General features: G+C 43.2%; 26 protein-coding genes and 2 tRNA genes. 14 read left to right on the plus strand and 14 right to left on the minus strand.

Annotated features, from left to right (window positions below; all coding sequences use genetic code 11):
• Position 1: 1 nt before the first annotated feature.
• A complete protein-coding gene (locus PH_RS05940) occupies positions 2 to 250 on the minus strand; it encodes a hypothetical protein (protein ID WP_048053345.1) in 249 nt (82 codons plus the stop codon).
• A 92-nt stretch (positions 251 to 342) separates the two neighbouring features.
• On the opposite strand from PH_RS05940, the gene PH_RS05945 reads away from it, so the two are divergent.
• From PH_RS05945 to PH_RS05965, 5 genes are read left to right on the plus strand one after another with little or no spacing between them, the layout of a single operon-like run.
• Entirely contained in the window at positions 343 to 618 is a 276-nt protein-coding gene (locus tag PH_RS05945) for a 50S ribosomal protein L34e (RefSeq protein WP_048053346.1), read from the plus strand.
• Between the two features lie 3 nt (positions 619 to 621).
• The gene (gene cmk, locus PH_RS05950) at positions 622 to 1,200 is read left to right on the plus strand and encodes a (d)CMP kinase (RefSeq protein WP_010885356.1); all 579 of its coding nucleotides are present in this window, start codon (positions 622 to 624) and stop codon (positions 1,198 to 1,200) included.
• Positions 1,201 to 1,449, plus strand: a complete 249-nt coding sequence (locus PH_RS05955; RefSeq protein WP_010868268.1) for a 50S ribosomal protein L14e — start codon at positions 1,201 to 1,203, stop codon at positions 1,447 to 1,449. It abuts the gene before it with no gap.
• Between the two features lie 45 nt (positions 1,450 to 1,494).
• Positions 1,495 to 2,502: a histone deacetylase family protein gene (locus PH_RS05960; RefSeq protein WP_010885357.1), complete on the plus strand. Its 1,008-nt coding sequence runs from the start codon at positions 1,495 to 1,497 to the stop codon at positions 2,500 to 2,502.
• 38 nt (positions 2,503 to 2,540) lie between these two features.
• Positions 2,541 to 3,086: a YbhB/YbcL family Raf kinase inhibitor-like protein gene (locus tag PH_RS05965; protein WP_048053347.1), complete on the plus strand. Its 546-nt coding sequence runs from the start codon at positions 2,541 to 2,543 to the stop codon at positions 3,084 to 3,086.
• 122 nt (positions 3,087 to 3,208) lie between these two features.
• Here PH_RS05965 and PH_RS05970 read toward each other — a convergent pair.
• Together PH_RS05970 and PH_RS05975 are read right to left on the minus strand one after the other, a co-directional pair.
• Positions 3,209 to 3,286, minus strand: a tRNA-Ile gene (locus tag PH_RS05970).
• Positions 3,287 to 3,289: 3 nt separating this feature from the next.
• A tRNA-Glu gene (locus PH_RS05975) sits at positions 3,290 to 3,367 on the minus strand.
• 267 nt (positions 3,368 to 3,634) lie between these two features.
• Here PH_RS05975 and PH_RS05980 point away from each other — a divergent pair.
• Positions 3,635 to 4,048, plus strand: coding sequence for an EamA family transporter (locus PH_RS05980; protein WP_048053348.1), 414 nt, complete (start codon positions 3,635 to 3,637; stop codon positions 4,046 to 4,048).
• On the opposite strand, the gene PH_RS05985 is transcribed toward PH_RS05980, so the two are convergent.
• Positions 4,045 to 6,321 carry an STT3 domain-containing protein gene (locus PH_RS05985; RefSeq protein ID WP_010885360.1) on the minus strand — a complete coding sequence of 759 codons (2,277 nt, stop codon included), beginning with the start codon at positions 6,319 to 6,321 and terminating at the stop codon, positions 4,045 to 4,047. The genes PH_RS05980 and PH_RS05985 overlap by 4 nt on opposite strands.
• Positions 6,322 to 6,323: 2 nt before the next feature.
• The gene (locus tag PH_RS05990; RefSeq protein WP_048053590.1) at positions 6,324 to 6,818 is read right to left on the minus strand and encodes a DUF2118 family protein; all 495 of its coding nucleotides are present in this window, start codon (positions 6,816 to 6,818) and stop codon (positions 6,324 to 6,326) included.
• 143 nt (positions 6,819 to 6,961) lie between these two features.
• Between PH_RS05990 and for the strand changes: the two genes are divergently transcribed.
• On the plus strand, positions 6,962 to 8,827 hold the full coding sequence (gene for / locus PH_RS05995) for a tungsten-containing formaldehyde ferredoxin oxidoreductase (RefSeq protein ID WP_048053349.1): 1,866 nt from the start codon (positions 6,962 to 6,964) through the stop codon (positions 8,825 to 8,827).
• On the opposite strand, the gene PH_RS06000 is transcribed toward for, so the two are convergent.
• Genes PH_RS06000 through PH_RS06010 form a run of 3 tightly spaced genes read right to left on the minus strand, consistent with a single transcriptional unit; the run spans position 8,814 to position 12,349 of the window.
• The gene (locus PH_RS06000; protein ID WP_010885363.1) at positions 8,814 to 10,133 is read right to left on the minus strand and encodes an NAD(P)-dependent malic enzyme; all 1,320 of its coding nucleotides are present in this window, start codon (positions 10,131 to 10,133) and stop codon (positions 8,814 to 8,816) included. The genes for and PH_RS06000 overlap by 14 nt on opposite strands.
• Positions 10,130 to 11,212: an Ldh family oxidoreductase gene (locus tag PH_RS06005; RefSeq protein ID WP_010885364.1), complete on the minus strand. Its 1,083-nt coding sequence runs from the start codon at positions 11,210 to 11,212 to the stop codon at positions 10,130 to 10,132. The genes PH_RS06000 and PH_RS06005 overlap by 4 nt, the downstream gene beginning before the upstream one ends.
• A 45-nt stretch (positions 11,213 to 11,257) precedes the next feature.
• A complete protein-coding gene (locus PH_RS06010; RefSeq protein WP_010885365.1) occupies positions 11,258 to 12,349 on the minus strand; it encodes an ATP-binding protein in 1,092 nt (363 codons plus the stop codon).
• 224 nt (positions 12,350 to 12,573) lie between these two features.
• Here PH_RS06010 and PH_RS09835 point away from each other — a divergent pair, with 224 nt between their 5' ends.
• From PH_RS09835 to arcC, 3 genes are all read left to right on the plus strand, one after another.
• Complete coding sequence (locus PH_RS09835; RefSeq protein WP_158298164.1) at positions 12,574 to 12,747, plus strand: hypothetical protein; 174 nt, start codon at positions 12,574 to 12,576, stop codon at positions 12,745 to 12,747.
• 33 nt (positions 12,748 to 12,780) lie between these two features.
• Positions 12,781 to 14,928, plus strand: coding sequence for an ATP-dependent DNA helicase (locus tag PH_RS06015; RefSeq protein ID WP_010885366.1), 2,148 nt, complete (start codon positions 12,781 to 12,783; stop codon positions 14,926 to 14,928).
• 185 nt (positions 14,929 to 15,113) lie between these two features.
• Positions 15,114 to 16,058, plus strand: a complete 945-nt coding sequence (gene arcC, locus PH_RS06020; RefSeq protein WP_010885368.1) for a carbamate kinase — start codon at positions 15,114 to 15,116, stop codon at positions 16,056 to 16,058.
• On the opposite strand, the gene PH_RS06025 is transcribed toward arcC, so the two are convergent.
• The 6 genes from PH_RS06025 to PH_RS06050 all read right to left on the minus strand — a co-directional run bounded on the left by PH_RS06025 (position 16,055) and on the right by PH_RS06050 (position 21,438).
• Positions 16,055 to 16,306 (minus strand): hypothetical protein, encoded by a 252-nt coding sequence (locus tag PH_RS06025; RefSeq protein ID WP_048053350.1) that lies wholly within the window; start codon positions 16,304 to 16,306, stop codon positions 16,055 to 16,057. The genes arcC and PH_RS06025 overlap by 4 nt on opposite strands.
• A 69-nt stretch (positions 16,307 to 16,375) precedes the next feature.
• Entirely contained in the window at positions 16,376 to 17,578 is a 1,203-nt protein-coding gene (locus PH_RS06030; protein WP_010885370.1) for a sodium ion-translocating decarboxylase subunit beta, read from the minus strand.
• A gap of 6 nt (positions 17,579 to 17,584) precedes the next feature.
• Positions 17,585 to 18,025 (minus strand): biotin/lipoyl-containing protein, encoded by a 441-nt coding sequence (locus tag PH_RS06035; protein WP_048053351.1) that lies wholly within the window; start codon positions 18,023 to 18,025, stop codon positions 17,585 to 17,587.
• Between the two features lie 5 nt (positions 18,026 to 18,030).
• On the minus strand, positions 18,031 to 18,357 hold the full coding sequence (locus PH_RS06040; protein WP_010885372.1) for an OadG family protein: 327 nt from the start codon (positions 18,355 to 18,357) through the stop codon (positions 18,031 to 18,033).
• A 9-nt stretch (positions 18,358 to 18,366) separates the two neighbouring features.
• Positions 18,367 to 19,935: a methylmalonyl-CoA decarboxylase subunit alpha gene (mmdA, locus tag PH_RS06045; protein ID WP_010885373.1), complete on the minus strand. Its 1,569-nt coding sequence runs from the start codon at positions 19,933 to 19,935 to the stop codon at positions 18,367 to 18,369.
• A 186-nt stretch (positions 19,936 to 20,121) separates the two neighbouring features.
• Positions 20,122 to 21,438 (minus strand): M20/M25/M40 family metallo-hydrolase, encoded by a 1,317-nt coding sequence (locus tag PH_RS06050; protein ID WP_048053352.1) that lies wholly within the window; start codon positions 21,436 to 21,438, stop codon positions 20,122 to 20,124.
• Positions 21,439 to 21,649: 211 nt separating this feature from the next.
• Here PH_RS06050 and hydB point away from each other — a divergent pair, with 211 nt between their 5' ends.
• Genes hydB through hydA form a run of 4 tightly spaced genes read left to right on the plus strand, consistent with a single transcriptional unit; the run spans position 21,650 to position 25,716 of the window.
• On the plus strand, positions 21,650 to 22,753 hold the full coding sequence (gene hydB / locus PH_RS06055; RefSeq protein ID WP_048053353.1) for an NADPH-dependent hydrogenase/sulfhydrogenase 1 subunit beta: 1,104 nt from the start codon (positions 21,650 to 21,652) through the stop codon (positions 22,751 to 22,753).
• Positions 22,750 to 23,628 (plus strand): NADPH-dependent hydrogenase/sulfhydrogenase 1 subunit gamma, encoded by an 879-nt coding sequence (gene hydG, locus PH_RS06060; RefSeq protein ID WP_010885376.1) that lies wholly within the window; start codon positions 22,750 to 22,752, stop codon positions 23,626 to 23,628. The genes hydB and hydG overlap by 4 nt, the downstream gene beginning before the upstream one ends.
• A gap of 10 nt (positions 23,629 to 23,638) precedes the next feature.
• A complete protein-coding gene (hydD, locus tag PH_RS06065) occupies positions 23,639 to 24,430 on the plus strand; it encodes an NADPH-dependent hydrogenase/sulfhydrogenase 1 subunit delta (protein WP_048053354.1) in 792 nt (263 codons plus the stop codon).
• Positions 24,427 to 25,716 (plus strand): NADPH-dependent hydrogenase/sulfhydrogenase 1 subunit alpha, encoded by a 1,290-nt coding sequence (hydA, locus tag PH_RS06070; RefSeq protein ID WP_010885378.1) that lies wholly within the window; start codon positions 24,427 to 24,429, stop codon positions 25,714 to 25,716. Before hydD ends, hydA begins: the two co-directional genes overlap by 4 nt.
• Positions 25,717 to 25,743: the final 27 nt, after the last annotated feature.

Consider the following 25,743-nt stretch of genomic DNA (forward strand, 5'->3'; position numbering starts at 1 on the left):
ACTATTTACCCCTCTTCCTAAATTCCGCAAGTAGCTCTTTAACGGCCTTTACTAACTCTTCAAGAGAGGCCTTTTCATGGCTTATCCCTATTGTTATCCTCATATCAGTTGTTGCAAACGAAATGTACACGGTATTTCCCTTGCTATGCGCGAAGAATTGTTCTACAGTTTCCTCGCCTCCTTCAATCTCCTCTTCAGCACCGGCTGGGATCTCGGGGTTATCTTCAAGTATCATTGGTCTCGGTTCCATATTTTTCCCTCCCACTTATTTTCCATGACTAAGGTTAAAATGTTGGTTAAATTTAAAAAGACTTGGTTTTAGCGTAATCCGAGGTGGAGAGCATGAAGCCAATGTACAGGTCAAGATCATGGAGAAGGAAGTACGTAAGAACCCCTGGGGGAAGGGTCGTAGTACACTTTGAGAGAAAGAAGCCAAAGATAGCCCACTGTGCGATCTGCGGTAGGCCCTTGAATGGGATTCCAAGGGGAAGACCCGTTGAGATGAGGAAGCTACCCAAGACAAAGAAGAGGCCCGAGAGGCCTATGCCGTACCTATGCCCAAGATGCATGCGCAGGGTAATGAAGGAACAGATAAGGTCTCAGATAATGAAGGGGTGAATCATGCCAAAGGACAAGCTAGTGATAACCGTTAGCGGATTAGCAGGCTCCGGAACTACAACACTTTCAAAGAAAATAGCTGAACATTATGGCCTTAAGCATGTCTACGCTGGGCTGATATTCAGACAGATGGCCAAAGAAAAGGGAATGAGCCTTGAGGAGTTTCAGAAGTACGCTGAACTTCATCCAGAGATAGACAGAGAAGTAGACAGGAGACAAATAGAAGCAGCGAAAGAAGGGAACGTGGTTATAGAAGGAAGATTAGCCGGATGGATGGTTAAGAATGCTGACCTCAAAATCTGGCTTGATGCTCCAATAAGGGTTAGGGCTGAAAGGGTTGCCAAGAGGGAAGGTATAAGCGTCGAGGAAGCTTTTATGAAAATAGCTGAGAGGGAAATGCAAAACAGGAAAAGATATTTAAACCTTTATGGTATCGACATCAACGATTTGTCCATATATGATTTAATAATAAACACGTCGAAATGGTCTCCTGAAGGTGTATTCGCTATAGTTAAAGCCGCTATAGACCACCTCGACCCCGTCGGCGACGCGGGGTCGAAAAAAGAGAAGGAGGTGGGATGAATGCCTGCAATAGATGTTGGAAGGATCGCCGTTATTATAGCTGGAAGAAGGGCTGGGCAGAAGTGCGTTATAGTTGACATCATAGACAAGAACTTCGTTTTAGTAACTGGGGCAGGGCTTAACAAGGTTAAAAGAAGGAGGATGAACATAAAGCACCTCGAACCTCTTCCCGAGAAGATTGACATCCCGAGAGGCGCTAGTGACGAGGAAGTTAAGGCCGCCTTGGAAAAAGCTGGTATTTCTCTTTAACCCTAATTTTTATATATCAGATCTTGCATAATATTCTAGGTTCATATGATTGGAGAGATCTATTATTCCAGGAAGTTTCTCCTACATAAACCTAAAAATTATCATCCTGAGAATCCAGGAAGGCTATGGATTATTCTTACAGCTATTAGGGAGTTAGGACTTGAAAATCAAATTGTCGAGCCCTTACCCATAGATGAAGCCCAGATATATAAGATACATGATCCGGAATACGTGAAAAGGATAAGGGGGCTCTCCCTTAATGGAGGAGGATACTTAGATGCTGATACATACGTTAATCAAAGAACATGGGAGGTCGCTATGCTAGCCTTAGGGGCTTCCAGGTTAGCAACCCTCTCTGCACTGGAGTATGGAGGACTTAATATGGCCCTCGTTAGGCCTCCTGGACACCATGCAGGGAGGAGAGGAAGAGCTCTAGGAGCACCAACCCTGGGATTTTGTATATTTAATAACTCCGCTATGGCCGCTTTAACATGTAAAGAGGAAACTGGGGAAGCATTGATCATAGACTTTGATGCCCACCATGGTAACGGAACCCAGGAAATATTTTGGAACGATCCTGAGGTAGTTCATGTAGATCTACATGAGAGGGATATCTATCCCGGAAGCGGAGATGTTAACGAAATTGGAGGGTATAATGCTCGGGGAAGTAAAATAAACATCCCAATGCCCCATTACTCCGATGATGGAGATTATATCTATGCATGGAATGAAATTGTGCTTCCGATAGTTGAGAGAGTTAAACCTAAGGTTATTATAGTATCCGCAGGTTTTGATGGTTTTAAGGGAGATGGATTGACAACATTAAAGCTTACCGAGATCTTTTATTCTTACGCTGGAGTTACATTAAGGAAGTATCCTTTGGTATTGATATTAGAGGGAGGTTACAGCTCTGGATTAAAGAGAGGTTTTCCAGCTTTTATTATGGGCTACGAGGAAGATAAAATCAAAAGAGATGAAGGGCAGCCCAGCTATGAAACCCTAAAGGTAGTTGAGGAAGTTAAGGATATTCTAAGTCCTTGGTGGCCCTTATAACTAGAAAGTCTTTTATCCTTGTAGGTGTACCTCCTATTATGAAATCCTTGATACCTATAGTCCTAGCTACCCTCGTAATCCTTGGGATGGGGTGTATAGGAGGAGGTGAAGAGAAGATGTCCCTTAAGGTAAGCTCAGTCTTCGGAAACAATGAGTTTATTCCTGCTAAGTATACATGTGAAGGAGTGGACATAAACCCTCCCTTAAAGATAGAGGGATTAAGCGATAACGTGAAGAGCCTAGTAATCATAGTTGACGATCCAGATGCACCAATGGGAACCTTCACTCATTGGATAGCCTGGAATATTCCTCCTGTTACCGAAATCCCAGAGGGAATTCCTAAGCAGGGAGAAGTAGATAAACCAATTCACATAATTCAAGGAAGGAACGATTTTGGAAGGATAGGGTACAATGGACCATGTCCCCCCAGAGGACATGGAGTTCACCACTATCACTTCAAGGTCTACGCTCTTGACACGACATTAAACTTAAAACCAGGAGCCAGTAGAAAAGAGCTTGAAAAAGCTATGGAAGGGCATGTGATTCAGTATGGTGAATTAGTTGGATTATACGAGAGAAAGTGATCTTTATCTATTTTCTTTAAAGGATTATTCTTTCGTACCTAGGGAGTACAAGCAACCACAAGCTAAAGCTCCAGAACCCTTTTGAATTTAAGGGCACGAAATTCAAGTTCAAGCAAAAATTCTGGTGGGCCCGCGGGGCTTCGAACCCCGGACCTCCCGCTTATCAGGCGGGCGCTCTAACCAGGCTGAGCCACGGGCCCACATGGTGCCCCGGCCGGGATTTGAACCCGGGTCGCGGGATCGAGAGTCCCGCATGATTGACCGGGCTACACCACCGGGGCACGTCCAATACTTTTCCTGAAGATTGGATTTAAAAAGTTTTCGTATCAATGAACTTCCTAGAGCAAAATCTATAGATTTAATAATTTTTGATTCTTCGAGATTAAATGGAAAGAATCATTGTATAAAGATGTAATAAAAGTTCTATGAGAAACGTGAAAGTGTTAAGATAACTCCAAAATATGGGCTTATAACGAAACAGAACAAAAAGAACTTAGAGAAAGTATAGACTTATAAAGCTTTAACACTTACGCTATAAGGTGACAATCATGCAAGCCTATCTCATCTATGCAGTTCTCGCAGCTTTCTTTGCTTCCTTAGTTCCTATCTTTGGAAAGATTGGACTCAAAGACGTTGATCCAACAATGGCAACCACGATTAGGGCTATAATAATGGCCATATTCCTCGTGACTGTAACTTTCTTTGTAAAACCTAAAATGAGCGGAATAAATAGGTACTCAATTCTTTTCATAACGCTCTCCGGAGTGTCAGGGGCCCTATCCTGGCTCTTCTATTTCATGGCCATAAAGAATGGAAGAGTTCCTGCCGTTGTAGCCATAGATAAGACTAGCGTTGCTTTAGCGATCTTCCTCTCTTGGCTGGTACTTGGAAGTGAGATGAATATAAAAACCGTTATAGGGGCATTACTCATAGTTCTCGGCGCTATCCTTGTTTCCCTCTAATTATAACTCAACCTGAATACTCCCCTATCAACTACTTTCTTACCCCGCTTAAGCACATACCTAGCAACACTTGCATTAACCTTTGGAACTATGAATTCGTTTTTACCTTTAACATTGTACCACTTGCTAAGCACCATCGTTCCGTTATCTAGGAAGAAGTACAACCCTAAACTTGTTCCATTTTCAAAATTTAGAATTACGTTGCTTTCCCTTCTCTCTACCTTAACGTTTGGATGCTCTAGCTTAAAGATCTTTATTAACCCACCGTCTGAGTAAACAAGCTTATAGGGCTTTTCGGGGGTAATGAATAGCCTAACTAAGGTTGTATTAAATGCATTCCCGTTCATAAATATTGCATATCCGTAGTTCAAGTTGACGTAAAGATATGTGTTCGAGTTGCTCTCCGGGGGCTTTATTTCCTGCACCCCTTCTTTATGCTCTACGTACAACTTCCTAGGATAGATCATCTGACCATTATAGATTATTACTGCATTCCAGCTTTTGTCGTGCCTAACTATTGCCCTATATCCCCTATTCTCAAATATTAAAGCTCCAGTAGATGCCCTTAATGGAAGAACCACCAACCCATAACCCCTTATGTTATACCTCTTACTGAGATTCGCCGTGCTGAGTATGGCACCAAATTTAAGGAAATCATAATAGGATACTATGACGTAATCAACACCTAAGTTAATGGCCCAATTTTCGTTAAGCTTTCCAAGGAGATATAAAGCCACTCCAACGCTTGGGCCTCCCTGGGCTATGGGGCTCCTTCTAGCGTAGTACGTTATGAAATGTCCCCAATCCCACCATGCTAAAATTACATCATTCTCATTTGAATTATTCTTCAACCATTTTAGGGCCCTTTCCCAAGCTTCATTCATTTCCGGATGCAAGGAGCAAACTTCTTTAAATGAGAGTCCAGCAATAACACCGGGTAAAATTACCAGGGTAATTATTCCGGTAGCTAAGGCTTTCTTTCCATTTAATCTCGGCTTTATAGCCTCATATAGCTCTACAATTCCAATTCCGCTCATAATAGCTATGGCCATAGAGCCTATAAAGAGAAATCTCGTCCACGTCTTTAACATGTAAACGCTTGGAATTATTAAACCCAAGGTCAAAAAGTCTTCAACTCTTGGCTTTTTGAACCTAATAAAGAATAGAGGAGTTAGGAAAAAGCTAAGCGAGAAAGCGGCCCATAGATCTTTAAAGCTAGTGGGTTGAGTCTCAAGTATTGGAGCTTCCTTAAATATTCCAAAACCAGTTGACAGTTCCTTTAGGGCTTCAAACCTCTTGAATAGGATAATTATCCCAATAAATGAAGCAATTCCCAGGAATAAGCTCCTAATCCTTATATCCTTAGTCAGAAATCCAAGTAGTATTAGAACTAGGACAAAGGATAAACTTATCGGGACTAGATATTTCAAATGAAGTATCAAATAGACATCTTTTAGGTACCCAAATTCGAGTCCTAATTTCTTAGCAACGCTCTTTCCAAGCCACTTAGCATATCCAAGCATTCCATACCCAAATATTCCTCCCAGGTAATTGGCCAGTAAAACCCCAAACGCTGTTGATAGAATTAAAATAATGGAATCCAACAAGTACTTATCTTTTTTGAGTATAAAAGCCCCAACGGCCAATAATAGTGCATTTGAGAGGAGGAATGCAAAGATCGGGTAATAAGCCTGCCAGAATATGGCCGAGAATCCGCTGGCGAGGACTGGAAGGGTATAAAAGATTAGCCTCTTGTATTTCCATTTTCCCTTTTTAATTCCCAGGGCCAACGAAATTCCTAATAAGGCCACGGAATACCAGAAAAGCATATAGTTGTCTCCCCTATAATAATTGGCCATGGAACGAAATACATGCCCATAACTAATTGCAAGGAAAAAGCCCCCAAAGAATGCTCTCTTTTCATCATAAAGCTTTAGTAGAGACAAGTAGAGGAATATAACCGTCAATACTCCAAATATTACTGGAGTTATCTTAAAGGTTGTTGTAAGGGAAACTCCAAAAACCTTCAGGAGCTTGTACAGATAAAGCGGTGTCATCCAGAGCCCCAAGGGGTGGAACAGCTTAACTTGATATCCCCAGGGACCACCTGCAAACGTCAAGAAGTTTATCCACTTCCCAACCTTATTAACTTCCTCTATATAGGCTAGGTGAAAGTAGGGATCGTAGCCTAGTAGGTACTTAAATCTAAATGTTATCATCCTGTAAAAGATGGCCACCAGTAAGATGATCAAAATTGAGTACCTTCGCTTCATCCTTATTCCTCCGGAAGTATGTAGTAAACGTAGTGGGGCCTATTCGTGAACTCGTCTATGTAAACTACAGTACCAGGTTTTGGTGGCTTTAAGTAGTGAACCTCCCCCTTTCTGGTCGTTATAGCTGCAAATGGATCCCCTTTCCTAACCCTGTTCCCAACGTCGGCTATCAGAGTAACAACGTAACCTTCAACGGGTAACAGCATTAACTCATCTCCTTTCCTTAAGTACATCTTCGTTCTTCTATCGGGATACACTATTATCGCGTCAACCCTCATCTTGTGCTCGTATTGATCAACGTAGAAGTGGAAGCGGTCGTAAATTTCTTTAGCTAGGAATTTGGCCCTTTCAATGTTTATGAAATCTGGAACTCTTTCTCCTTCTTTCAGCTTAACTTCAATGTTATCCTGAATGATTATACACTCGTACTTGACCTTATCCCCTTCAAGGCATTCTTCTCTCTCAACCTCAACGAAAAGCTGGGGAAGTCTTCCCATCTTCCCTCCCCTCTTCATTAGATCTCCGCTCTTTTTAAATGAACATGTAAACATTTAGATTAACTTTCATAATTACTGTTAAACGGATTTCATTCCAAAATATTTATGAAATTTAGTTTAAAAATGTCAAGATGGTGAACTTCATGAAAGGATGGTGGGGCAGGATTCTGAGGGTTAACTTAACTACAGGGGAAGTTAAAGTCCAAGAATATCCCGAAGAGATCGCGAAGAAGTTTATTGGTGGAAGAGGCCTAGCTGCATGGATTCTTTGGAACGAAGTTAAGGGCGTTGACCCTCTAAGCCCAGAGAACAAGCTCGTTATTGCTGCGGGACCCTTCAACGGCCTTCCAACACCAAGTGGTGGTAAGCTCGTAGTGGCCGCTAAGAGTCCGCTAACTGGAGGTTATGGCGACGGTAACTTAGGAACCATGGCCTCAGTCCACCTAAGAAGGGCCGGGTACGATGCTTTAGTCATCGAGGGAAAAGCTAAGAAGCCAGTCTATCTCTACATTGAGGATGATAACGTGAGCATTCTAAGTGCTGAGGGGCTTTGGGGGAAAGGAACCTTCGAAACAGAGAAGGAGCTAAAGAAGATCCACGGTAAGAACGTTGGAGTTCTAAGCATAGGACCTGCTGGAGAGAACTTAGTTAAGTTCGCAGTTGTTATATCCCAAGAAGGGAGAGCAGCGGGAAGACCTGGAATGGGTGCGGTAATGGGAAGCAAGAAGCTCAAGGCTATCGTTGTAAGGGGAACTAAAGATATTCCCGTTGCGGATAAAGATGAGCTGAAGAAGCTTAGTCAAGAGGCCTATACCGATATACTAAACGCTCCAGGATATCCATTCTGGAAGAGGCAAGGTACTATGGCAACTATTGAGTGGGCGAATGAAAACTCCGCACTACCAACCAGGAACTTCAGCGATGGAATCTTCGAGCTTGCAAGGCCTATCGATGGATACACCATGGAAGGTATGAAGATCAATCAGAGGGGATGTCCATACTGTAATATGCCCTGTGGGAACGTAGTCCTTGATGCCGAGGGGCAGGAAAGTGAATTGGACTATGAGAACGTCGCATTGTTAGGATCTAACCTCGGAATCGGGAAGCTTAACGAAGTTGCCGTTCTCAACAGGATAGCTGACGATATGGGTATGGATACCATAAGCCTTGGAGGAGTTCTGGGCTTCGTTATGGAAGCTAAAGAGAGGGGATTAATAAAGGATGATGAAGCCCCAGAGTTTGGAGACTTCAAGAAGGCCAAAGAACTAGCCTTGAACATAGCTTATAGAAGAACAGAACTTGGAAACTTTGCTGCGGAAGGAGTTAAGAGGATGGCCGAAAAGCTTGGAGATGACAGCTTTGCAATGCACGTGAAAGGGCTAGAGGTCAGCGGTTACAATTGTTACATCTACCCAGGAATGGCCTTAGCCTATGGAACGAGCTCAATAGGAGCTCACCATAAGGAAGCTTGGGTTATAGCTTGGGAGATTGGAACTGCACCGATAGAAGGAGAGCAGGCCGAGAAGGTTGAATACAAGATAAGCTACGATCCAATAAAGGCCCAGAAGGTGGTTGAACTCCAGAGGCTCAGGGGAGGACTCTTCGAGATGCTCACCGCATGTAGATTACCATGGGTTGAAATTGGATTAAGCCTGGAGTACTATCCGAAGTTGCTTAAGGCTATAACTGGAGTTACCTATACATGGGATGACCTATACAAAGCAGCTGACAGGGTTTACGCATTAATAAGGGCTTACTGGGTTAGAGAATTCAACGGTAACTGGAGCAGAGAAATGGATTATCCACCAAAGAGGTGGTTCAACGAGGGATTGAAGAGTGGCCCATACAAGGGACAGCACTTGGATAGGGATAAGTATGATGCATTACTTTCGGAGTACTATAGAATTAGGGGATGGGATGAAAGAGGAATTCCAAAGAAGGAGACACTTAAGCAACTCGAGCTAGACTTCGTGATTCCAGAGCTTGAAAAGGTAACTAAGCTCGAGTGATTGCTTTGGAGTACTCCCTCCTTTTCTTATTTATAGGAGCGATGACATTCTCGTAAAACTCTATTAGCCTTATTGTATGTTCTTCCACCCACTCCCCTTTAACCTTTGTTCTGGCAACCCCCTCCTTCATAGCTTCCTCCGCAACCGCTCTGGCTTCTCTCGCGTAGACTATAGGATTTAGAGGGGATGGTATTATGTTTTCTTCGCTTGGCTCCTCAACGATGCTAGCTATGGCCTTAGCTGCAGCTATTATCATACTATCCGTTATCGTTCTAGCCCTTACATCTAAAGCTCCCCTAAAAATCCCTGGAAATCCTAGGAGGTTGTTTATTTGATTCGGGTAATCGCTCCTTCCCGTGGCCACTATTCTAGCTCCAGCTTTCTTTGCTTCCTCAGGTAAAATTTCAGGAACTGGATTTGCTAGAGGAAAAACTATTGCATCTTCATTCATTTTCTCTATCCATTGAGGCTTTATTACACCAGGGCCTGGTCTTGTAAAGGATATGAGCACGTCTGCATCTTTGAGGGCTTCCTGGGGACCTCCCTCTATGTTCTCACCGTTCGTCTTCTTGAGCAGCCATCCCCTGTATGGGAACAACTTTTCTAAATCAAGATCGCTCGTTAGAATCCTGGGTTTCCCATTAACGAGTTCAACAACCCTAACGTTCTCTGGCTTAACTCCGGCTTCCGTTAGTATTCTCAGTGTAGCGAATCCAGCAGCACCAGCACCAAACAATGCTAGTGTTATCTCACTTATCTTTTTCCCAACAACTTTGAGAGCGTTTAAAAGCCCCGCAAGAACTACAGCTGCAGTTCCCTGTTGGTCGTCGTGAAATACGGGAATATCAAGTTCCTCCCTTAATCTTTCAAGTATGTAAAAGCACTTAGGCGATGCTATATCTTCGAGGTTTATTCCACCAAAGGTTGGGGCTATTGCTTTCACAATATCTATGAACTTATTTGGCTCTTGTTCTTTAATCATTATCGGGAATGCATCAACTCCTCCAAACCTCTTGAAAAGCAGGGCTTTTCCTTCCATGACTGGAAGGCCCGCAAGTGGCCCTATGTTTCCGAGACCAAGTATTCTACTTCCATCGCTAACCACAGCAACCAGGTTACCTTTGCTGGTGTACTCATAAACCTTCCCGGGATCTCTAGCTATCTCCTTACAGGGTTCAGCGACTCCAGGAGTATAAGCGAGCGTGAGCTCTTCCCTACTCTCAAGGGAAACCTTTGGAATAACTTCTATCTTTCCATTTCCTGGGAAGTTATTCTTATGAAATTCTAAGGCCTTTTCCCTTATCATAAACCTTCAACTCCAACTCTTTTTGCTATCTCGTTAAGCTCTTCGAGAACCTTCCTATAGATCGGAATACCGAGCTTAAGCCTAGTCTCCATGGTTAAAAATCCCTTCTCCCCATGGATCCATATCCTCTCAAATTCAGGATGCTTTCTCGAACTCTTTATTTCCTCAATCATCTGACTTATCTTCTCCTTAAATTCTTCTAGAGGTATGAAATGCTCTATGTCTATGACCATGAAGAAGTGACAAACATTACTTCCCTTCTCACTGGTATTCTTAACGTACTTACTCCATGTTCCACCAGAGAGTATTCCGGAAAGTATATCGACCATTAAACTTAACCCATAACCTTTATGTCCTCCAAGTAGCTCTCCAAACCCTCCAAGGGGTAGAAGGGCCCCTCCATTGAACACCTCTTCGACCTTAGTAGTTATATTCCCTTCTCTATTTATGGCCCATCCCTCAGGGATATCCTTTCCTTTTCTTCTGTAGACTTCGAGTTTACCTATCGGAACTACGCTGGTTGCCATGTCAAGTAAAAAGGGCTTATCCTTCGTGGGCGCTGCTAAAGCTATTGGATTCGTGCCAAGGATCCTTTCAATTCCTCCTGTTGGAGCAACTAGTGGCCTAGAGTTCGTCATGCTAATTCCGATCATCCCCTCTTCAGCGGCCATCAAGGCGTAGTATCCAGCTATCCCATAGTGGTTACTGTTCCTAGCAATGACGATCCCAATCCCAGTATCCTTAGCCTTCTTAATTGCGAGTTTCATAGACCTATATCCAACTACTTGGCCAAGGCCTTCATCCCCATCTATAAGGGCATAGGAAGGGCCTTCTCGGATAACCCTTATTTTAGGATGAAGGTTTACCCCACCGCTAATTATCCCATCCACGTACCTCTTTAATCTCTGAACTCCATGACTCTCCACCCCTCTCAGATCTGCCATCACCAAGTTATCTGCAACTATCTTAGCATCCTCCTCTGGAACTCCTAGTTTAGTTAGTACCCTGACTATGAAAGAGAAAAGTCTATCCTTGGGAACTCTGATGTAGTTCTCATCGACATAACCCTTTTCAAACATTTCAAATCCCCATGAAGAATTAAAGGTTAGAGAATAAAGCCTTAACTAAATTCCAAATTCCTTGGCCCACTTCTCATATTTTTTAACATCACTCTTCGTTATGGGACTCTTTATCTTGGCCATTGCGTACCTAAAGTCATCCATCGTTAGAGGTCTAGTCGTCAGATCCTTTCCCTTTAGCGTAGCCACTCTTAGGGGATCTACGAGCTCGGGATTCATTTCCTCGAGCATCTTCATAGTTGCTAGCTTTACAACATTTGCGATTTCCCTTCCAGAGTACAACTTTTTAACGGCTTCTTTAGCTAGCTTGTTCAGCGATACCTCATGGGGAATTCCCCTTAGATGGATTCTAAAGATCTCAACAGCAGAGGGTATATCCGGAAGGGGGACGTAAATTCTAATTGGCAACCTAGAAAGCATGGCCTCGTCAAGATCCCAGGGGGTATTTGTAGCTGTAAGTACAATCACCTTTCTCCTTTTATCTTTGAATCCATCAATTTCAGCTAATAACGTCCCAATCATTCTTCTAGCGGCATCATCCAGGCTTGACCTTTTCATGGTTAGGGAATCAACTTCATCTATAAATATAACACTTGGACTTAGTTGTCTGGCCAAGGAGAAGAGGGCTGAAACCAACTTTGAAGATTCCCCAAAGTACTTGCTGAGAAGGTCACTTGCCTTCACGCTAAAGAATGTTGCATTCAAACTGTTTGCAGTAGCACTTGCAAGTAAGCTCTTTCCAGTTCCTGGAGGGCCAAATAGAAGTATTCCCTGGGGTGGATCTATAGGAGATTTTGCAATGCTTAATCCAACGGCTTGTGCAATTAACTTTTTAGCTTCTTTTAACCCTCCAATGTCATTCCAAGTTACAGTGCTCTTCTTTATTAGAACCTTTAATCTATCAAAATATTCATTCCTGGCTTCTTTCTTTTTTCTGATATTTCTGGCTTTATCTTCCCACTTCTTTGCCTCTTCGAGGAGTATATGAGAGAGATCTAAATTTTCAGAGGCTAGATTCCTTAACAATTCGGAGCATCTAAGTGCTATTAACCTAGCCTTATCATACTGACCTAGGGCCATGGCTTTCTCGAATTCCTCGTGGCATTTCTGCACTTGAAGGATTTGGAGCCTGTGCATTGTTCATCCTGCCCTCCTGGTAAATTTTTGAGCCTTCAAGATATTGTATAAGAATTAACCAATTTAAGTGCTTCGATTAGAAATTCTTTACAAAACTTCTGCTATAATTGATGTAGAGAGATGAAGAATTCGATCTTGTAATATATTCAACTTTAATTCAATAATTAAATAATTAAGTAATAACTTAAAAATCCTTAAAAGATCCAACATTAAAAATCTAGTCTATGCCAATCGATCAGTATACGATTTCAAGATCTGAGAGGCTCGCAGAAGACAAGGTTAGAACTTATCAGAAGGAAGCTCACGAGCTTAGAAAATATTCAAAACTTGAAACTCTTTTTGTTGTTATAATCTTGATTATAATCCTAATCCTAGTTGCTTATATTCTCAAGTCATAAACACTATAAACCTAGATAAGGACTGCGTACATAATGAAGGTCGAAGAGTTAAGGATTGATGAAAGGATAAAGGAAGTCCTAAAGAAAAGGGGAATTAGTGAGCTTTATCCCCCTCAAGCTGAGGCACTAACCTCCGGTATCCTTAAAGGAGAAAACGCCTTAATTGCAATACCAACGGCCAGCGGAAAGACCTTAATAGCTGAGATAGCCATTGTAAATAGGCTTTTGAAGGAAGGTGGAAAGGCCGTCTATCTAGTTCCTCTAAAAGCCCTAGCAGAGGAGAAGTTTAAGGAATTTAAAGATTGGGAAGAGCTCGGACTAAAAGTCGCCATGGCAACCGGAGATTACGATTCTAAAGATGAGTGGCTAGGAGGATACGACATAATAATAGCAACGGCCGAAAAGTTTGATTCTCTTTTAAGGCATGGTTCAAGTTGGATAAGGAATGTGAAAGTTTTAGTGGTTGATGAGATCCACCTAATAGGTTCTAGAGATAGAGGAGCAACCCTAGAATTTATAATAACCCAGATGTTAAATAGGGCTCAAATAATAGGCCTCTCAGCAACGATAGGGAATCCAGAAGAGCTTGCGGAATGGCTAAATGCAAAGCTCATAAAAAGTGATTGGAGACCAGTAAAGCTTAGAAGAGGAGTTTTTTACCAAGGATTCGTTTTTTGGGAAGATGGAAAGACAGAGAAATTTAACTCCTGGGAGGAGTTAGTTTACGATGCGATAAAAAGAAGCAAAGGATCCCTAGTATTTGTGAATATGAGAAGAAAAGCCGAAAAGACAGCACTGGAGCTATCGAAAAAGATAAGAAATTTTCTAACTAAAAAAGAACTTAGGGAACTAAAAGAACTCGCTGAATCCCTTGAAGAAAATCCAACAAATGAAAAATTAGCGAAAGCTCTTCAGGGAGGAGTGGCCTTCCATCATGCTGGTCTGGGAAGAGAAGAAAGGGTTCTAGTCGAGGAGAACTTTAAGAAAGGATTGATAAAGGTAGTAGTTGCAACTCCAACTCTTTCGGCCGGCATAAACACCCCTGCATTTCGTGTCATAGTTAGGGATACCTGGAGATACTCGGAGTTCGGAATGGAGAGGATCCCTATTCTAGAGATTCAACAGATGATGGGTAGGGCTGGAAGACCGAAGTATGATGAAGTTGGTGAAGCGATAATAGTTTCAACAACTGAAGAGCCCTCAACGGTTATGGAGCGGTATATAAAAGGAAAACCCGAAAAACTTTTCTCCCAACTTTCAAATGAGAGTATTCTTAGGGGGCAGATCTTGGCTCTAATAGCGACCTTCAATTTTTCAAGTTTTAGGGAGATATACGACTTCCTGGAGAGAACTTTCTATGCCTATCAGGGGAAAGACCCCTACACGCTTGAGGATAGGATAAGAGATATAGTGTATTTCCTACTCGAGAACGAGTTCATAGAAATAACGCTAGATGATGAAATAAAGGCCCTTCCATTGGGAATTAGAACGGCCAAACTCTATATAGATCCGATGACCGCTAAGATCTTCAAGGATACCTTACCCAAGATAGAGAAAGATCCTAATCCCCTGGGGATACTCCACGTTATCTCTCTAACACCAGATCTAATACCCTTACCCTATGGGAAGAAGGAGCTCCCAATGCTTGAAGATGAATATTATAGCTTTAAGGATAGGCTATATTTCGAGCTCGACTGGGAGGACGAAAGGAAATTTTTAAGGGCCTTTAAAACTGCTTTAGTTCTAAACGCTTGGATAAACGAGGTTCCAGAAGGGGAGATCGTTGAAAAGTTCAACGTTGAGCCGGGAGATATTTACAGGATTGTAGAGACGGCTGAGTGGTTAGTCTACTCACTTAAGGAGATAGCAAAAACTCTGGAATATTCCCAGGATGTTATAAATTACCTTGAAACTCTGAGAGTTAGGGTTAAACATGGGATAAGGGAAGAGTTAATACCTCTAATGGAACTTCCAATGATTGGAAGGAAGAGAGCTAGAGCACTTTATAATGCCGGATTTAGAGATCTTGAGAGCATTAAAAACGCGAGGCCAGCTGAGTTATTGGAGGTTGAAGGGATAGGAGCAAAGATAGTTGAGGCGATATTAAAGCACCTCGGGAGGGAAGTTAAAATAGTGCAAAAGCCCAGGAAAGGAACCCTTGATTATTACCTACATCCATAAAATTTTCGACATAATATGGACTATCAAATATCCCCAACCTACAGAACCTTTATATACCTATATCTGAACCTTTATAATTTTAAAAATAATGTCCAAGAAAGCTCGGAGTTTTTTCAGAAAATTAAGGGTAAAAACTAACAAAGGCTTTTATTAAAGCTTTTCCACAAAGTTCTTGGTGAAATCTCGTGCCCGAGAGAGTTGTTATCGCCCTGGGAGGAAACGCACTCCAGCAGAGAGGGCAAAAAGGGACTTATGATGAGATGATGGAGAACGTAAGGAAAACGGCTAAACAGATAGCTGAGATAATTGCGAGGGGTTACGAAGTCGTTATAACTCACGGTAACGGACCTCAGGTTGGGACGATTCTCCTTCATATGGATGCGGGACAATCCCTTCATGGAATACCAGCCCAACCCATGGATGTTGCCGGGGCGATGAGCCAAGGATGGATAGGTTACATGATTCAACAAGCGTTGAGGAATGAACTCAGGAAAAGAGGGATAGAAAAGGAAGTTGTCACTATAATAACTCAAACGATAGTTGACAAAAAAGATCCAGCATTTCAAAATCCAACGAAGCCTGTAGGCCCATTCTATGATGAAAAAACTGCAAAGAAACTTGCAAAGGAGAAAGGATGGGTTGTCAAGGAAGATGCAGGAAGGGGATGGAGAAGGGTTGTCCCAAGCCCAGATCCCAAGGGACACGTCGAGGCTGAAACGATAAGAAGACTCGTCGAAAGTGGGATTATAGTTATAGCAAGTGGGGGAGGAGGAGTCCCCGTAATTGAAGAGAATGGAGAAATAAAAGGCGTTGAAGCCGTGATAGACAAAGATCTAGCTGGCGAAAAATTGGCCGAGGAGGTTAATGCAGATATACTTATGATACTAACGGATGTCAACGGGGCCGCCCTATACTATGGAACGGAGAAGGAAACTTGGCTTAGAAACGTTAAGGTGGAAGAACTGGAGAAGTACTACCAAGAGGGGCACTTTAAGGCTGGAAGCATGGGTCCTAAAGTTCTTGCAGCAATAAGGTTCATTAAAAATGGAGGAAAAAGAGCAATAATAGCTCACCTTGAGAAAGCTGTTGAAGCCCTTGAAGGAAAGACAGGAACCCAGGTGACTCCCTAATTCTTCCTTCTATTATCATAGAAGTATTTCCCCATGGCTTCACCGTAAGCTTCATAATATCTTCCCGCTATAAGCATTCTCATAGCTATCAGCAAAGCCAATCCGGCTCCAAGTCCTAACACTCCGAGTCCACTTATCATCTTTAAGAGTCCAAACATTACATAACCTATGAGCCCGAATATTCCAATGAATATTACAGCTAGAAGGATTTTGTATCCGTATTTCTCCATAAAGAGTGCGAAATCCATACTCAATCCCCAATATAAAAATAAAAGATCAGGAAGTTAAAAAGGGTTATGCAAAAGAAGCAAGAAAGATCATCCAAGGGCCGAGAGGAAGACCCCAGCGACGACTGCTGTTCCTATGACTCCAGCAACGTTTGGGCCCATTGCATGCATTAATATAAAGTTTCCAGGATCTTCTTCACTAGCAAGCCTCTGAACAACCCTAGCGCTCATTGGAACTGCTGAAACGCCAGCAGCTCCAATCATGGGATTAATTTTACCTCCAGAAATTTTCATCATGAGCTTACCAAAGAGTACTCCTCCAGCGGTTGCTGAGGCAAAGGCAACAACACCTAAGGTTAAGATCATTAATGTTTTAGCTGTCAGAAAGCTCTCAGCCCTCATTGTTGAGCCAACACCTAAACCAAGGAATATCGTGACTATGTTCATTAGCTCCTCCTGCGCGGCCTTACTGAGCCTTTGAACGACACCGCTTTCCCTAAAGAGGTTACCAATCATTAACATTCCAATCAAGGGTGCTGCCGATGGAACAAGCAATCCAATGACGATCATGCTGACGATTGGGAATAATATCTTCTCCCTCTTTGAAACTGGCCTCAATTGTTCCATCCTAATTTTTCTCTCCTCTGGCGTCGTTAAGGCCTTAATAACCGGAGGCTGGATTAGGGGAACTAGGCTCATGTAACTATAAGCTGCTACGGCCGTTGCGGAAAGTATGTGGGGAGCTAGTTTCGTCGTTAGGTAAATCGTGGTTGGACCGTCGGCCCCTCCGATTATACCTATTGAAGCGGCCTCTTTTAAGTTGAAGCCTAATGCTAAGGCAACTAGCATTGCGACGAAAACTCCAATTTGGGCCGCTGCGCCCAGGAGAGCGGTCTTCGGGTCAGCTATCATAGGTCCAAAGTCCGTCATCGCCCCTAAACCAAAGAAAATCAATAGTGGTACTACTTCTGTCTTTATCAAGAGGTAGTATATCAAGTCAAATAATCCTGGAGGACCATACTGTTTGTTCAAGTAGCTTAAGGTTGCGAAAATATTACCCTGGACATCTGGAGGGAGCTGTGGAGCCAAGGGCCAATCAGCAATGTGAGAAAGGGGTAGATTAACTAGAACGGCGCTAATTCCAATTGGAAGTAAGAGTAGGGGTTCCATCTTATACCTTATGGCAAGGTAGACTAGAGTTAAGCCAACCAATATCATGACGATATTCCCAATAGTAAGGTTCAACAAGCCCATATGCTCAAAGAAATCAATCAAAGCCTGTTCAAATCCCATTTGATCTCACCCCAATTCTATTAGTGGTTGTCCTGTGTCGACTGCTTCTCCTTCCTTGACTAGTATTCTCTTGACAACACCATCCCTTGGTGATGGAATCTCATTCTCCATCTTCATGGCTTCAAGAACAAGCAAACCCTGACCAACCCTAACCCTATCCCCAACCCGAACAAGAACCCTCAAAACCTTACCAGGCATAGGAGCAGAAACAACGTTCTCTGAAACCACAGTTTTAGAGGATGGCGCAGGTGCAGGAGTGGGGGTGGGCGCAGGAGCTGGAGTTGGAGCTGGAGTGGGGACTTGAACCTGCTTAGGCGAGGTTACAAAGCCCGCACTGGTTTCAACCTCATATGTTTCTCCTTCAAGAGTGACCCTAAACTTTCCGGGCATTACCTCCTCAACCTCAACCTCATATTCCTTCCCGTTAACTACAACTTTCACTTTCATCCTCATCACCTATAATTGAAATTCTCAATTTCTTCAATCTCCCTCGTCAAGCTTGAAAGCCACCAATTATGGGAGGGTTTAACTTTAATTGGAACTTCTTTGGGAGTTCTCTTGCTCAAGTACGTTAAAATTGCTGCTGTTATTACGGCTACCTTTTCGTAGTCTTCGGTTTTTTCAACTTCCTTTACCTCTTCTGGCTTCTTTTCTTTACCTACTGTTCTCCTCTCAAACTCCCCAATCCCATACATAACTGCAGCGAGGATTGAAAGTACAATAAACACTATGGTTACGCCTAAAATTGTAATGTAAAGGCCCTCGAGGAGAGCTCCCATGTTCTCACCTCACAGTGGAATGTTTCCGTGCTTCTTTGGTGGTAGTTTAACCCTCTTATTCTCTAAAGCCTCAAGGGCCATGACGATCTTTGCCCTCGTTTCAGCTGGGTCAATGACATCGTCAATGTACCCTCTAGCTGCAGCTACATATGGATTTGCAAACTTCTCCCTGTACTCCTGTATCTTCTGCCTCCTGAACTCCTCCGGGTTCTCAGCCTTCGCAATCTCCTTTCTAAATATTATATTTGCTGCCCCTTCTGGTCCCATTACCGCTATTTCAGCCGTAGGCCATGCAAAGACGAAGTCTGCCCCTAAGTGCTTGCTCCCCATGGCCAAGTAAGCTCCTCCATAGGCTTTCCTTAATATAATGGTTACCATTGGGACGGTCGCTTCTGCATAAGCATAAAGAACCTTAGCTCCATGCCTTATTATTCCCCTGCTCTCCTGGTCAACTCCAGGTAAATAACCTGGAACGTCGACAAATGTCACTATTGGAATGTTAAACGCATCACAGAACCTCACAAATCTAGCTATCTTATCAGAGCTATCTATGTCCAGGACTCCGGCTAGGTGAATTGGGTTGTTGGCAACTATTCCAACGGGTTGGCCGTTTATTCTTCCAAATCCAATTACAGCATTTGGAGCAAAGTAAGGTTGTAACTCTAGAAAGTCAGGATTTCCATTCTCATCTCTATCGACGATTGTGTATATCACCTGTCTAACGTCATAACCCTTGTTGGGGTCATCGGGTACTATATCGTAAAGCTCGGGAGTTCTCCTGAATGGCTCATCCTTAGGTTTCACCCTTGGAGGTTTCTCCATGTTATTTGAGGGTAGGTAGCTTAAGAGCTTCTTTATTAGCATTATAACCTCCTCGTCACTCTTTCCTATTAGGTGAGCTTGCCCACTCCTTTGTGCATGAACCATTGCACCACCGAGCTGAACTGGTGTTACCTCCACACCCGTAACGGCCTTGACAACCTGGGGCCCTGTGATGAACATGAAGGTCGAAGGATTGTCAACCATAAGTATGAAGTCTCCAATTGCAGGGCTATAGACTGCTCCTCCCGCACAAGGACCCATTATTGCTGTTATTTGGGGTACCACTCCACTAAGAATCGTATTCATCTTAAATATCTCCCCATAACCCTTTAGAGAGTCAACACCCTCTTGAATCCTTGCACCTCCAGAATCGTTTAATCCTATTACTGGGGCTCCCGCCTCTAGGGCGAGCTCCATTATTCTCTTTATCTTCATGGCATGCATTTCTCCTAGTGAACCCCCCATCACTGTAAAGTCCTGGGCATAAACGAAGACCAGTCTTCCATTTATGGTTCCGTATCCAGTTATCACACCATCTGCTGGGAGCTCCCTCTTATCCATACCAAATTCAGTAGCCCTGTGCTTAACGAACATTCCAATTTCAACAAAGCTTCCCGGATCAAGAAGAAGTTCAAGCCTTTCTCTGGCCGTGAGTTTACCCTTTTCATGTTGCTTCTTTATAGCTTCCTCGCCTCCCATTTGGAGGATCTTTTTCTTTCTCTCATGAAGCTCTTCAACCTTCTCGATCATCCCCATGATGCTCCCCCCGGTCTGGGTTGATGTTTGTAAAGCCCTCTTAAAAGGATTTTTATTTAACAGTATGACCAATATATGTGAAGATAGGGCGTTTACCTTTGAAATTATTATCAAAAATGCAGAGGAGAACTTAAGGTTTAATCCCTATAGAATGCTTTCCTGGGCTTTTCTTTGTTGTATTACTGCTCACAACAATAGAGATAGCGCGATTCTCCTATAAATTTCGGGCATCTTCCTGAGAGAATCTACTTCAACGTACTCATTAGGCCCATGAATGTTCCCTCCCCTGGGTCCTATGTCTATAGCTTTGACTCCAAGGGGAGTAAAGTATCTTGAATCCGAGGCTCCCGGACCTTCTATAGGTTCAACGTCTTCCCCTAGCTCTTTTAAGATCCTAAGAGTAACTCTAACAAGCTCGTCATCGGGGCTCGTAAATAGATAACCAGCCTTCTCGTTCTCCTTGATGATTAACTCTGCTTCAGGGAGATTAAAGTTAAGAACTTCCCTCAGCGTTTTTTCAATATCATCCTTTGAGTAACTCATAGCCCTAACGTCAACCTTTAGCACGTGACTTCCATCAAAGGAGTAAACATTTGGAGTTATCGAAACTCCGTAGTCACTATACTTCTCTGCTTTAATCGGGGCCCTAACAATTGGAACGATGGCTTTTAACAAAGCAGTCAAACTTAGATCTCCTTCAACTTCCTCTCCTTCCCCAGGTTCGACGTATTTCAGCTTAACTTTTCCTGGAATAACGTTACCCTTAATGAAAGCCCCATCCAGGGATATTGCTACTGCATTTGAATTCCTCAGGAAGTGAGAAAGTGCTACCATCGGATGAGTATCAACTCCCGGGAGGAAGTAAGCTGCATGTCTTGTCTCGACAACTGGAGTTTTAGGTTCGAACTCTATTTCCCTTACCCTCCCCTTTACCTTCACTTTTCTTGGATAAACTTTAATCTCCACCCCGAATCCCTTTCTTCTGCGTATAATGGGTTTCATTCCTATTCCATCAGCATTAATCATGTACTTGGGTACTTTACCCTCCTTTGAAAGCTTTTCAGCTATGTGCATTGCCATTGCTCCTCCTATTTCCTCATCTCCAGTAAATGCAAAAATTACCCTACCATTTAGCTTTTCTTCTTTGGAAAGCTCCTTTAACGCAAGCATGACCGCAGCCACGTTACCCTTGTCGTCAGCACTACCCCTTCCGTACGCTTTGTTTTCCTTAATCGTTAGCTCGAAAGGATCGGTTTCCCATTCCTCAAGATTCACTGGAACAACATCGAAGTGGGCCATAAAGAGAAGCCTAGGAGTACCATCTCCTATTTCCCCATAAACTGCATAGTAGCCGCTTCTCTCTATGATCTCAGACTCTATATCCCAGGAGTCCAGCTGGTCTTTAATAAACCTTGGGCACTCTTTAGAAGGCTTAATCCCTTTATTAGGGTCATTGACGGTGTTAAAGGAGACCAATTCGGAAAGGAGCTCCAGTACATCCATACTTTTCACCAAATAAAAGGTCAAGGTGCGGGGCTTAAATATATTTATCATATATAATCATCAAAGCTTGGTCTTTGAAAAAAAGAGTTCTCAACCTTTGGTTTTCAATTTTCGGGTTTAAAAACGCTTTTTTATCCTGGACTTTAACTCGTTATCGAGGATCAGGGATGAGCATCATGGTTAATCCTGTTCATTAATGGAGGTGATATTGTTGAGGTACGTAAAATTACCAAAGGAAAATACTTACGAATTCCTGGAGAGGTTGAAGGAGTGGGGTAAGCTTTACGCTCCCGTAAAGATATCTGAGAAGTTTTATGACTTTAGGGAAATCGATGACGTTAGGAAAGTTGAGTTTCACTACACAAGGACGATAATGCCGCCCAAGAAGTTCTTTTTTAAGCCAAGGGAAAAGATGTTCGAATTCGACTTATCAAAACCTGAATACAAGGAAGTAATCGAAGACGTTGAACCCTTCGTTCTCTTCGGTGTCCATGCCTGCGACATCTACGGTCTAAAGATACTGGACACGATTTATCTTGACGAATTACCGGATAAATACTACAAGATCCGCAGGGAGAAAGGAATAATCATAGGGATAAGCTGCATGCCCGATGAATACTGCTTCTGCAACCTTAGGAAGACGGATTTTGCAGACGATGGCTTTGACCTTTTCCTTCACGAGCTACCAGATGGGTGGCTCGTTAGGGTTGGTTCTCCAACGGGACATAGGATAGTCGACAAGAACATAAAGCTCTTTGAGGAGGTTACAGACGAGGATATTTGTGCTTTTAGAGAGTTTGAAAAGAAAAGGCAGGAGGCCTTTAAATACCACGAGGATTGGGACAACCTTAGATATCTCCTAGAGCTTGAAATGGAGCACCCAATGTGGGAAGAAGAAGCCAATAAATGCCTAGCATGTGGAATATGCACTCTAACTTGTCCGACATGCAGATGTTATGAAGTCCAGGATATAGTCAACCTTGACGGAATTACTGGATATAGAGAAAGGAGATGGGATTCTTGCCAGTTTAGGAGTCATGGACTCGTAGCAGGTGGTCATAACTTTAGACCAACAAAGAAGGATCGCTTCAGGAATCGTTATCTCTGTAAGAACGCTTACAATGAAAAGCTTGGATTAAGCTACTGTGTCGGTTGCGGAAGATGTACAGCATTCTGCCCAGCTGGAATAAGTTTTGTAAGAAACCTGAGGGTAATACTCGGATTTGAGGAACAAAGATGCCCTCCAAATGTTAGTGAAGAGATCCCCAAGAAGGGATTTGCATATTCTCCTGGAGTAGGGGGTGATGAGGAGTGAACCTACCTAAGGATGTTATGATGCCAAACGATAACCCTTATGCTCTCCACAGGGTTAAGGTCCTCAAGGTCTACGATCTAACTGAGAAGGAGAAGCTCTTCCTATTTAGATTTGAGGATCCTAAGCTTGCCGAAACTTGGACATTTAAACCAGGCCAATTCGTTCAGCTAACGATCCCTGGGGTTGGTGAAGTTCCAATAAGTATATGCTCATCTCCGATGAGAAGAGGATTCTTCGAGCTCTGCATTAGGAGAGCTGGAAGGGTAACTACGGTAGTCCACAGACTTAAACCAGGCGACATCGTCCTTGTAAGAGGACCCTATGGCAATGGCTTCCCCGTTGACGAATGGGAGGGAATGGATTTACTCTTAATAGCAGCGGGCCTTGGAGCAGCTCCGCTAAGAAGTGTGTTCCTCTACGCCATGGATAACAGATGGAAGTACGGGAACATAACCTTCATAAACACGGCCCGTTATGGAAAGGATCTCCTCTTCTACAAAGAGCTTGAGGCAATAAAAGATCTAGCTGAAGCCGAGAACGTTAAGATAATTCAGAGCGTTACAAGGGATCCAAACTGGCCTGGGTTGCATGGAAGGCCTCAGCAATTCATAGTTGAAGCCAACACCAATCCCAAGAATACTGCAGTCGCAATCTGTGGGCCTCCCAGGATGTATAAATCAGTATTTGAAGCCCTGATAAATTACGGTTACAGGCCAGAGAACATCTACGTGACCCTTGAAAGAAAGATGAAGTGTGGAATAGGAAAGTGCGGTCACTGCGTTGTTGGAACGAGCACGAGTTTGAAGTACATCTGCAAAGATGGACCCGTGTTCACGTACTTTGACATAGTATCAACGCCTGGGCTTCTGGATTGAGGTGGGGGAAATGGGAAAGAAGAAAATTAGAATTGGATTTTACGCCCTAACTTCCTGCTATGGGTGTCAGTTACAACTAGCTATGATGGATGAGCTTTTATTACTACTCCCGCATATCGAGCTAGTCTGCTGGTACATGGTTGATCGGGATAGCATAGATGATGAACCCGTTGACATAGCCTTTATAGAGGGTAGCGTTTCAACTGAGGAAGAAGTTGAACTCGTCAAGAAAATAAGGGAGAATTCAAAGATCGTTGTTGCAGTTGGAGCCTGTGCCGTTCAAGGAGGGGTTCAAAGCTGGACGGACAAGTCGCTTGAGGAGCTCTGGAGGACAGTTTATGGAGATGCAAAGGTCAAGTTCAAGCCAAAGAAAGCCGAACCAGTTTCTAAGTATATAAAGGTTGATTATAACATCTACGGTTGTCCACCCGAGAAAAGGGACTTCTTATATGCATTAGGAACGTTTCTAATCGGTTCATGGCCAGAGGATATAGATTATCCAGTCTGCCTTGAGTGCAGGCTTAACGGATATCCATGCGTTCTTCTTGAGAAAGGTGAGCCTTGCCTAGGCCCAGTAACGAGAGCAGGATGCAATGCAAGATGCCCAGGATTTGGAATTGCTTGCATTGGTTGCAGGGGAGCTATAGGGTACGATGTTGCCTGGTTCGATTCTCTAGCTAGGGTATTCAAGGAGAAGGGGCTAACAAAAGAGGAGATAATCGAAAGAATGAAGATTTTCAACGGACATGATGATAGAATCGAGAAGATGGTAGAGAAGATATTCCAGGGGGTGAAAGAATGAAGGAAATTTACATTCCTATCACTGTCGATCACATAGCGAGGATCGAGGGAAAGGCAGGAGTTGAGATACTCGTTGGAGAGGATGGAGTCAAGGAAGTAAAGCTAAACATAATAGAGGGACCAAGGTTCTTCGAGGCAATAACGCTTGGCAAGAAGCTCGAGGAAGCCCTTGCAATTTACCCCAGGATATGCTCATTCTGTTCTGCTGCACATAAGTTAACGGCCCTGGAAGCCGCTGAAAAAGCTATAGGTTTTACCCCTAGGGAGGAGATTCAGGCTTTAAGGGAGATCCTTTACATTGGGGATATTATAGAGAGTCACGCCCTCCACCTTTACCTCCTCGTGCTTCCAGACTACCTTGGGTATTCAAGTCCACTCAAGATGGTAGACGAATACAAGAAAGAGCTTGAAACTGCAATTAAACTCAAAAACCTTGGAAGCTGGATAATGGATGTCCTCGGGGCTAGGGCGATCCATCAAGAAAATGCCATTCTTGGAGGCTTCGGAAAACTGCCCTCCAAAGAGACCCTGGAAAAGATTAAGGATGAGCTCAAAAGCGCATTACCTTTGGCCGAATACACCTTTGAATTATTCTCCAAGCTTGAGCAATACAAAGAAGTTGAGGGAGAGATAACGCACTTAGCCGTTAAACCCAGGAAAGATGCTTACGGAATATATGGAGATCGTATAAAAGCTTCCGATGGGGAAGAGTTCCCAAGTGAGGAGTACAAGAATTATATAAAGGAATTCGTCGTTGAGCACAGCTTTGCAAAGCACAGTCATTACAAGGGAAGACCCTTCATGGTAGGTGCAATCTCAAGGCTCGTGAACAACCATAAACTCCTTTATGGAAAGGCAAAGGAGCTCTACGAAAATAACAAAGACTTGCTAAGGCCCACAAATCCATTTGCAAATAACTTAGCTCAAGCCCTTGAGATAGTATACTTTATGGAAAGGGCCATTGATCTAATTGATGAGGTCTTAGCTAAGTGGCCAATCAAGCCGAGAGATGAAGTTAAGGTGAGGGATGGCTTTGGAGTCTCAACTACCGAAGCTCCCAGGGGGATACTAGTTTACGCCCTGAAAGTTGAAAATGGAAGGGTAAGCTATGCAGACATAATAACGCCAACCGCATTCAACTTAGCAATGATGGAAAGGCACGTGAGAATGATGGCCGAAGAGCACTACAAAGACGATCCAGAAAAGTTGAAGTTACTAGCAGAAATGGTTGTCAGGGCGTACGATCCGTGCATCTCGTGCTCTGTCCATGTGGTTAAGCTTCAGTAAAGTTTTTATCCCTTCTCTATTATTTTA

It is taken from the genome of Pyrococcus horikoshii OT3, from assembly GCF_000011105.1.
Taxonomy (GTDB): domain Archaea; phylum Methanobacteriota_B; class Thermococci; order Thermococcales; family Thermococcaceae; genus Pyrococcus; species Pyrococcus horikoshii.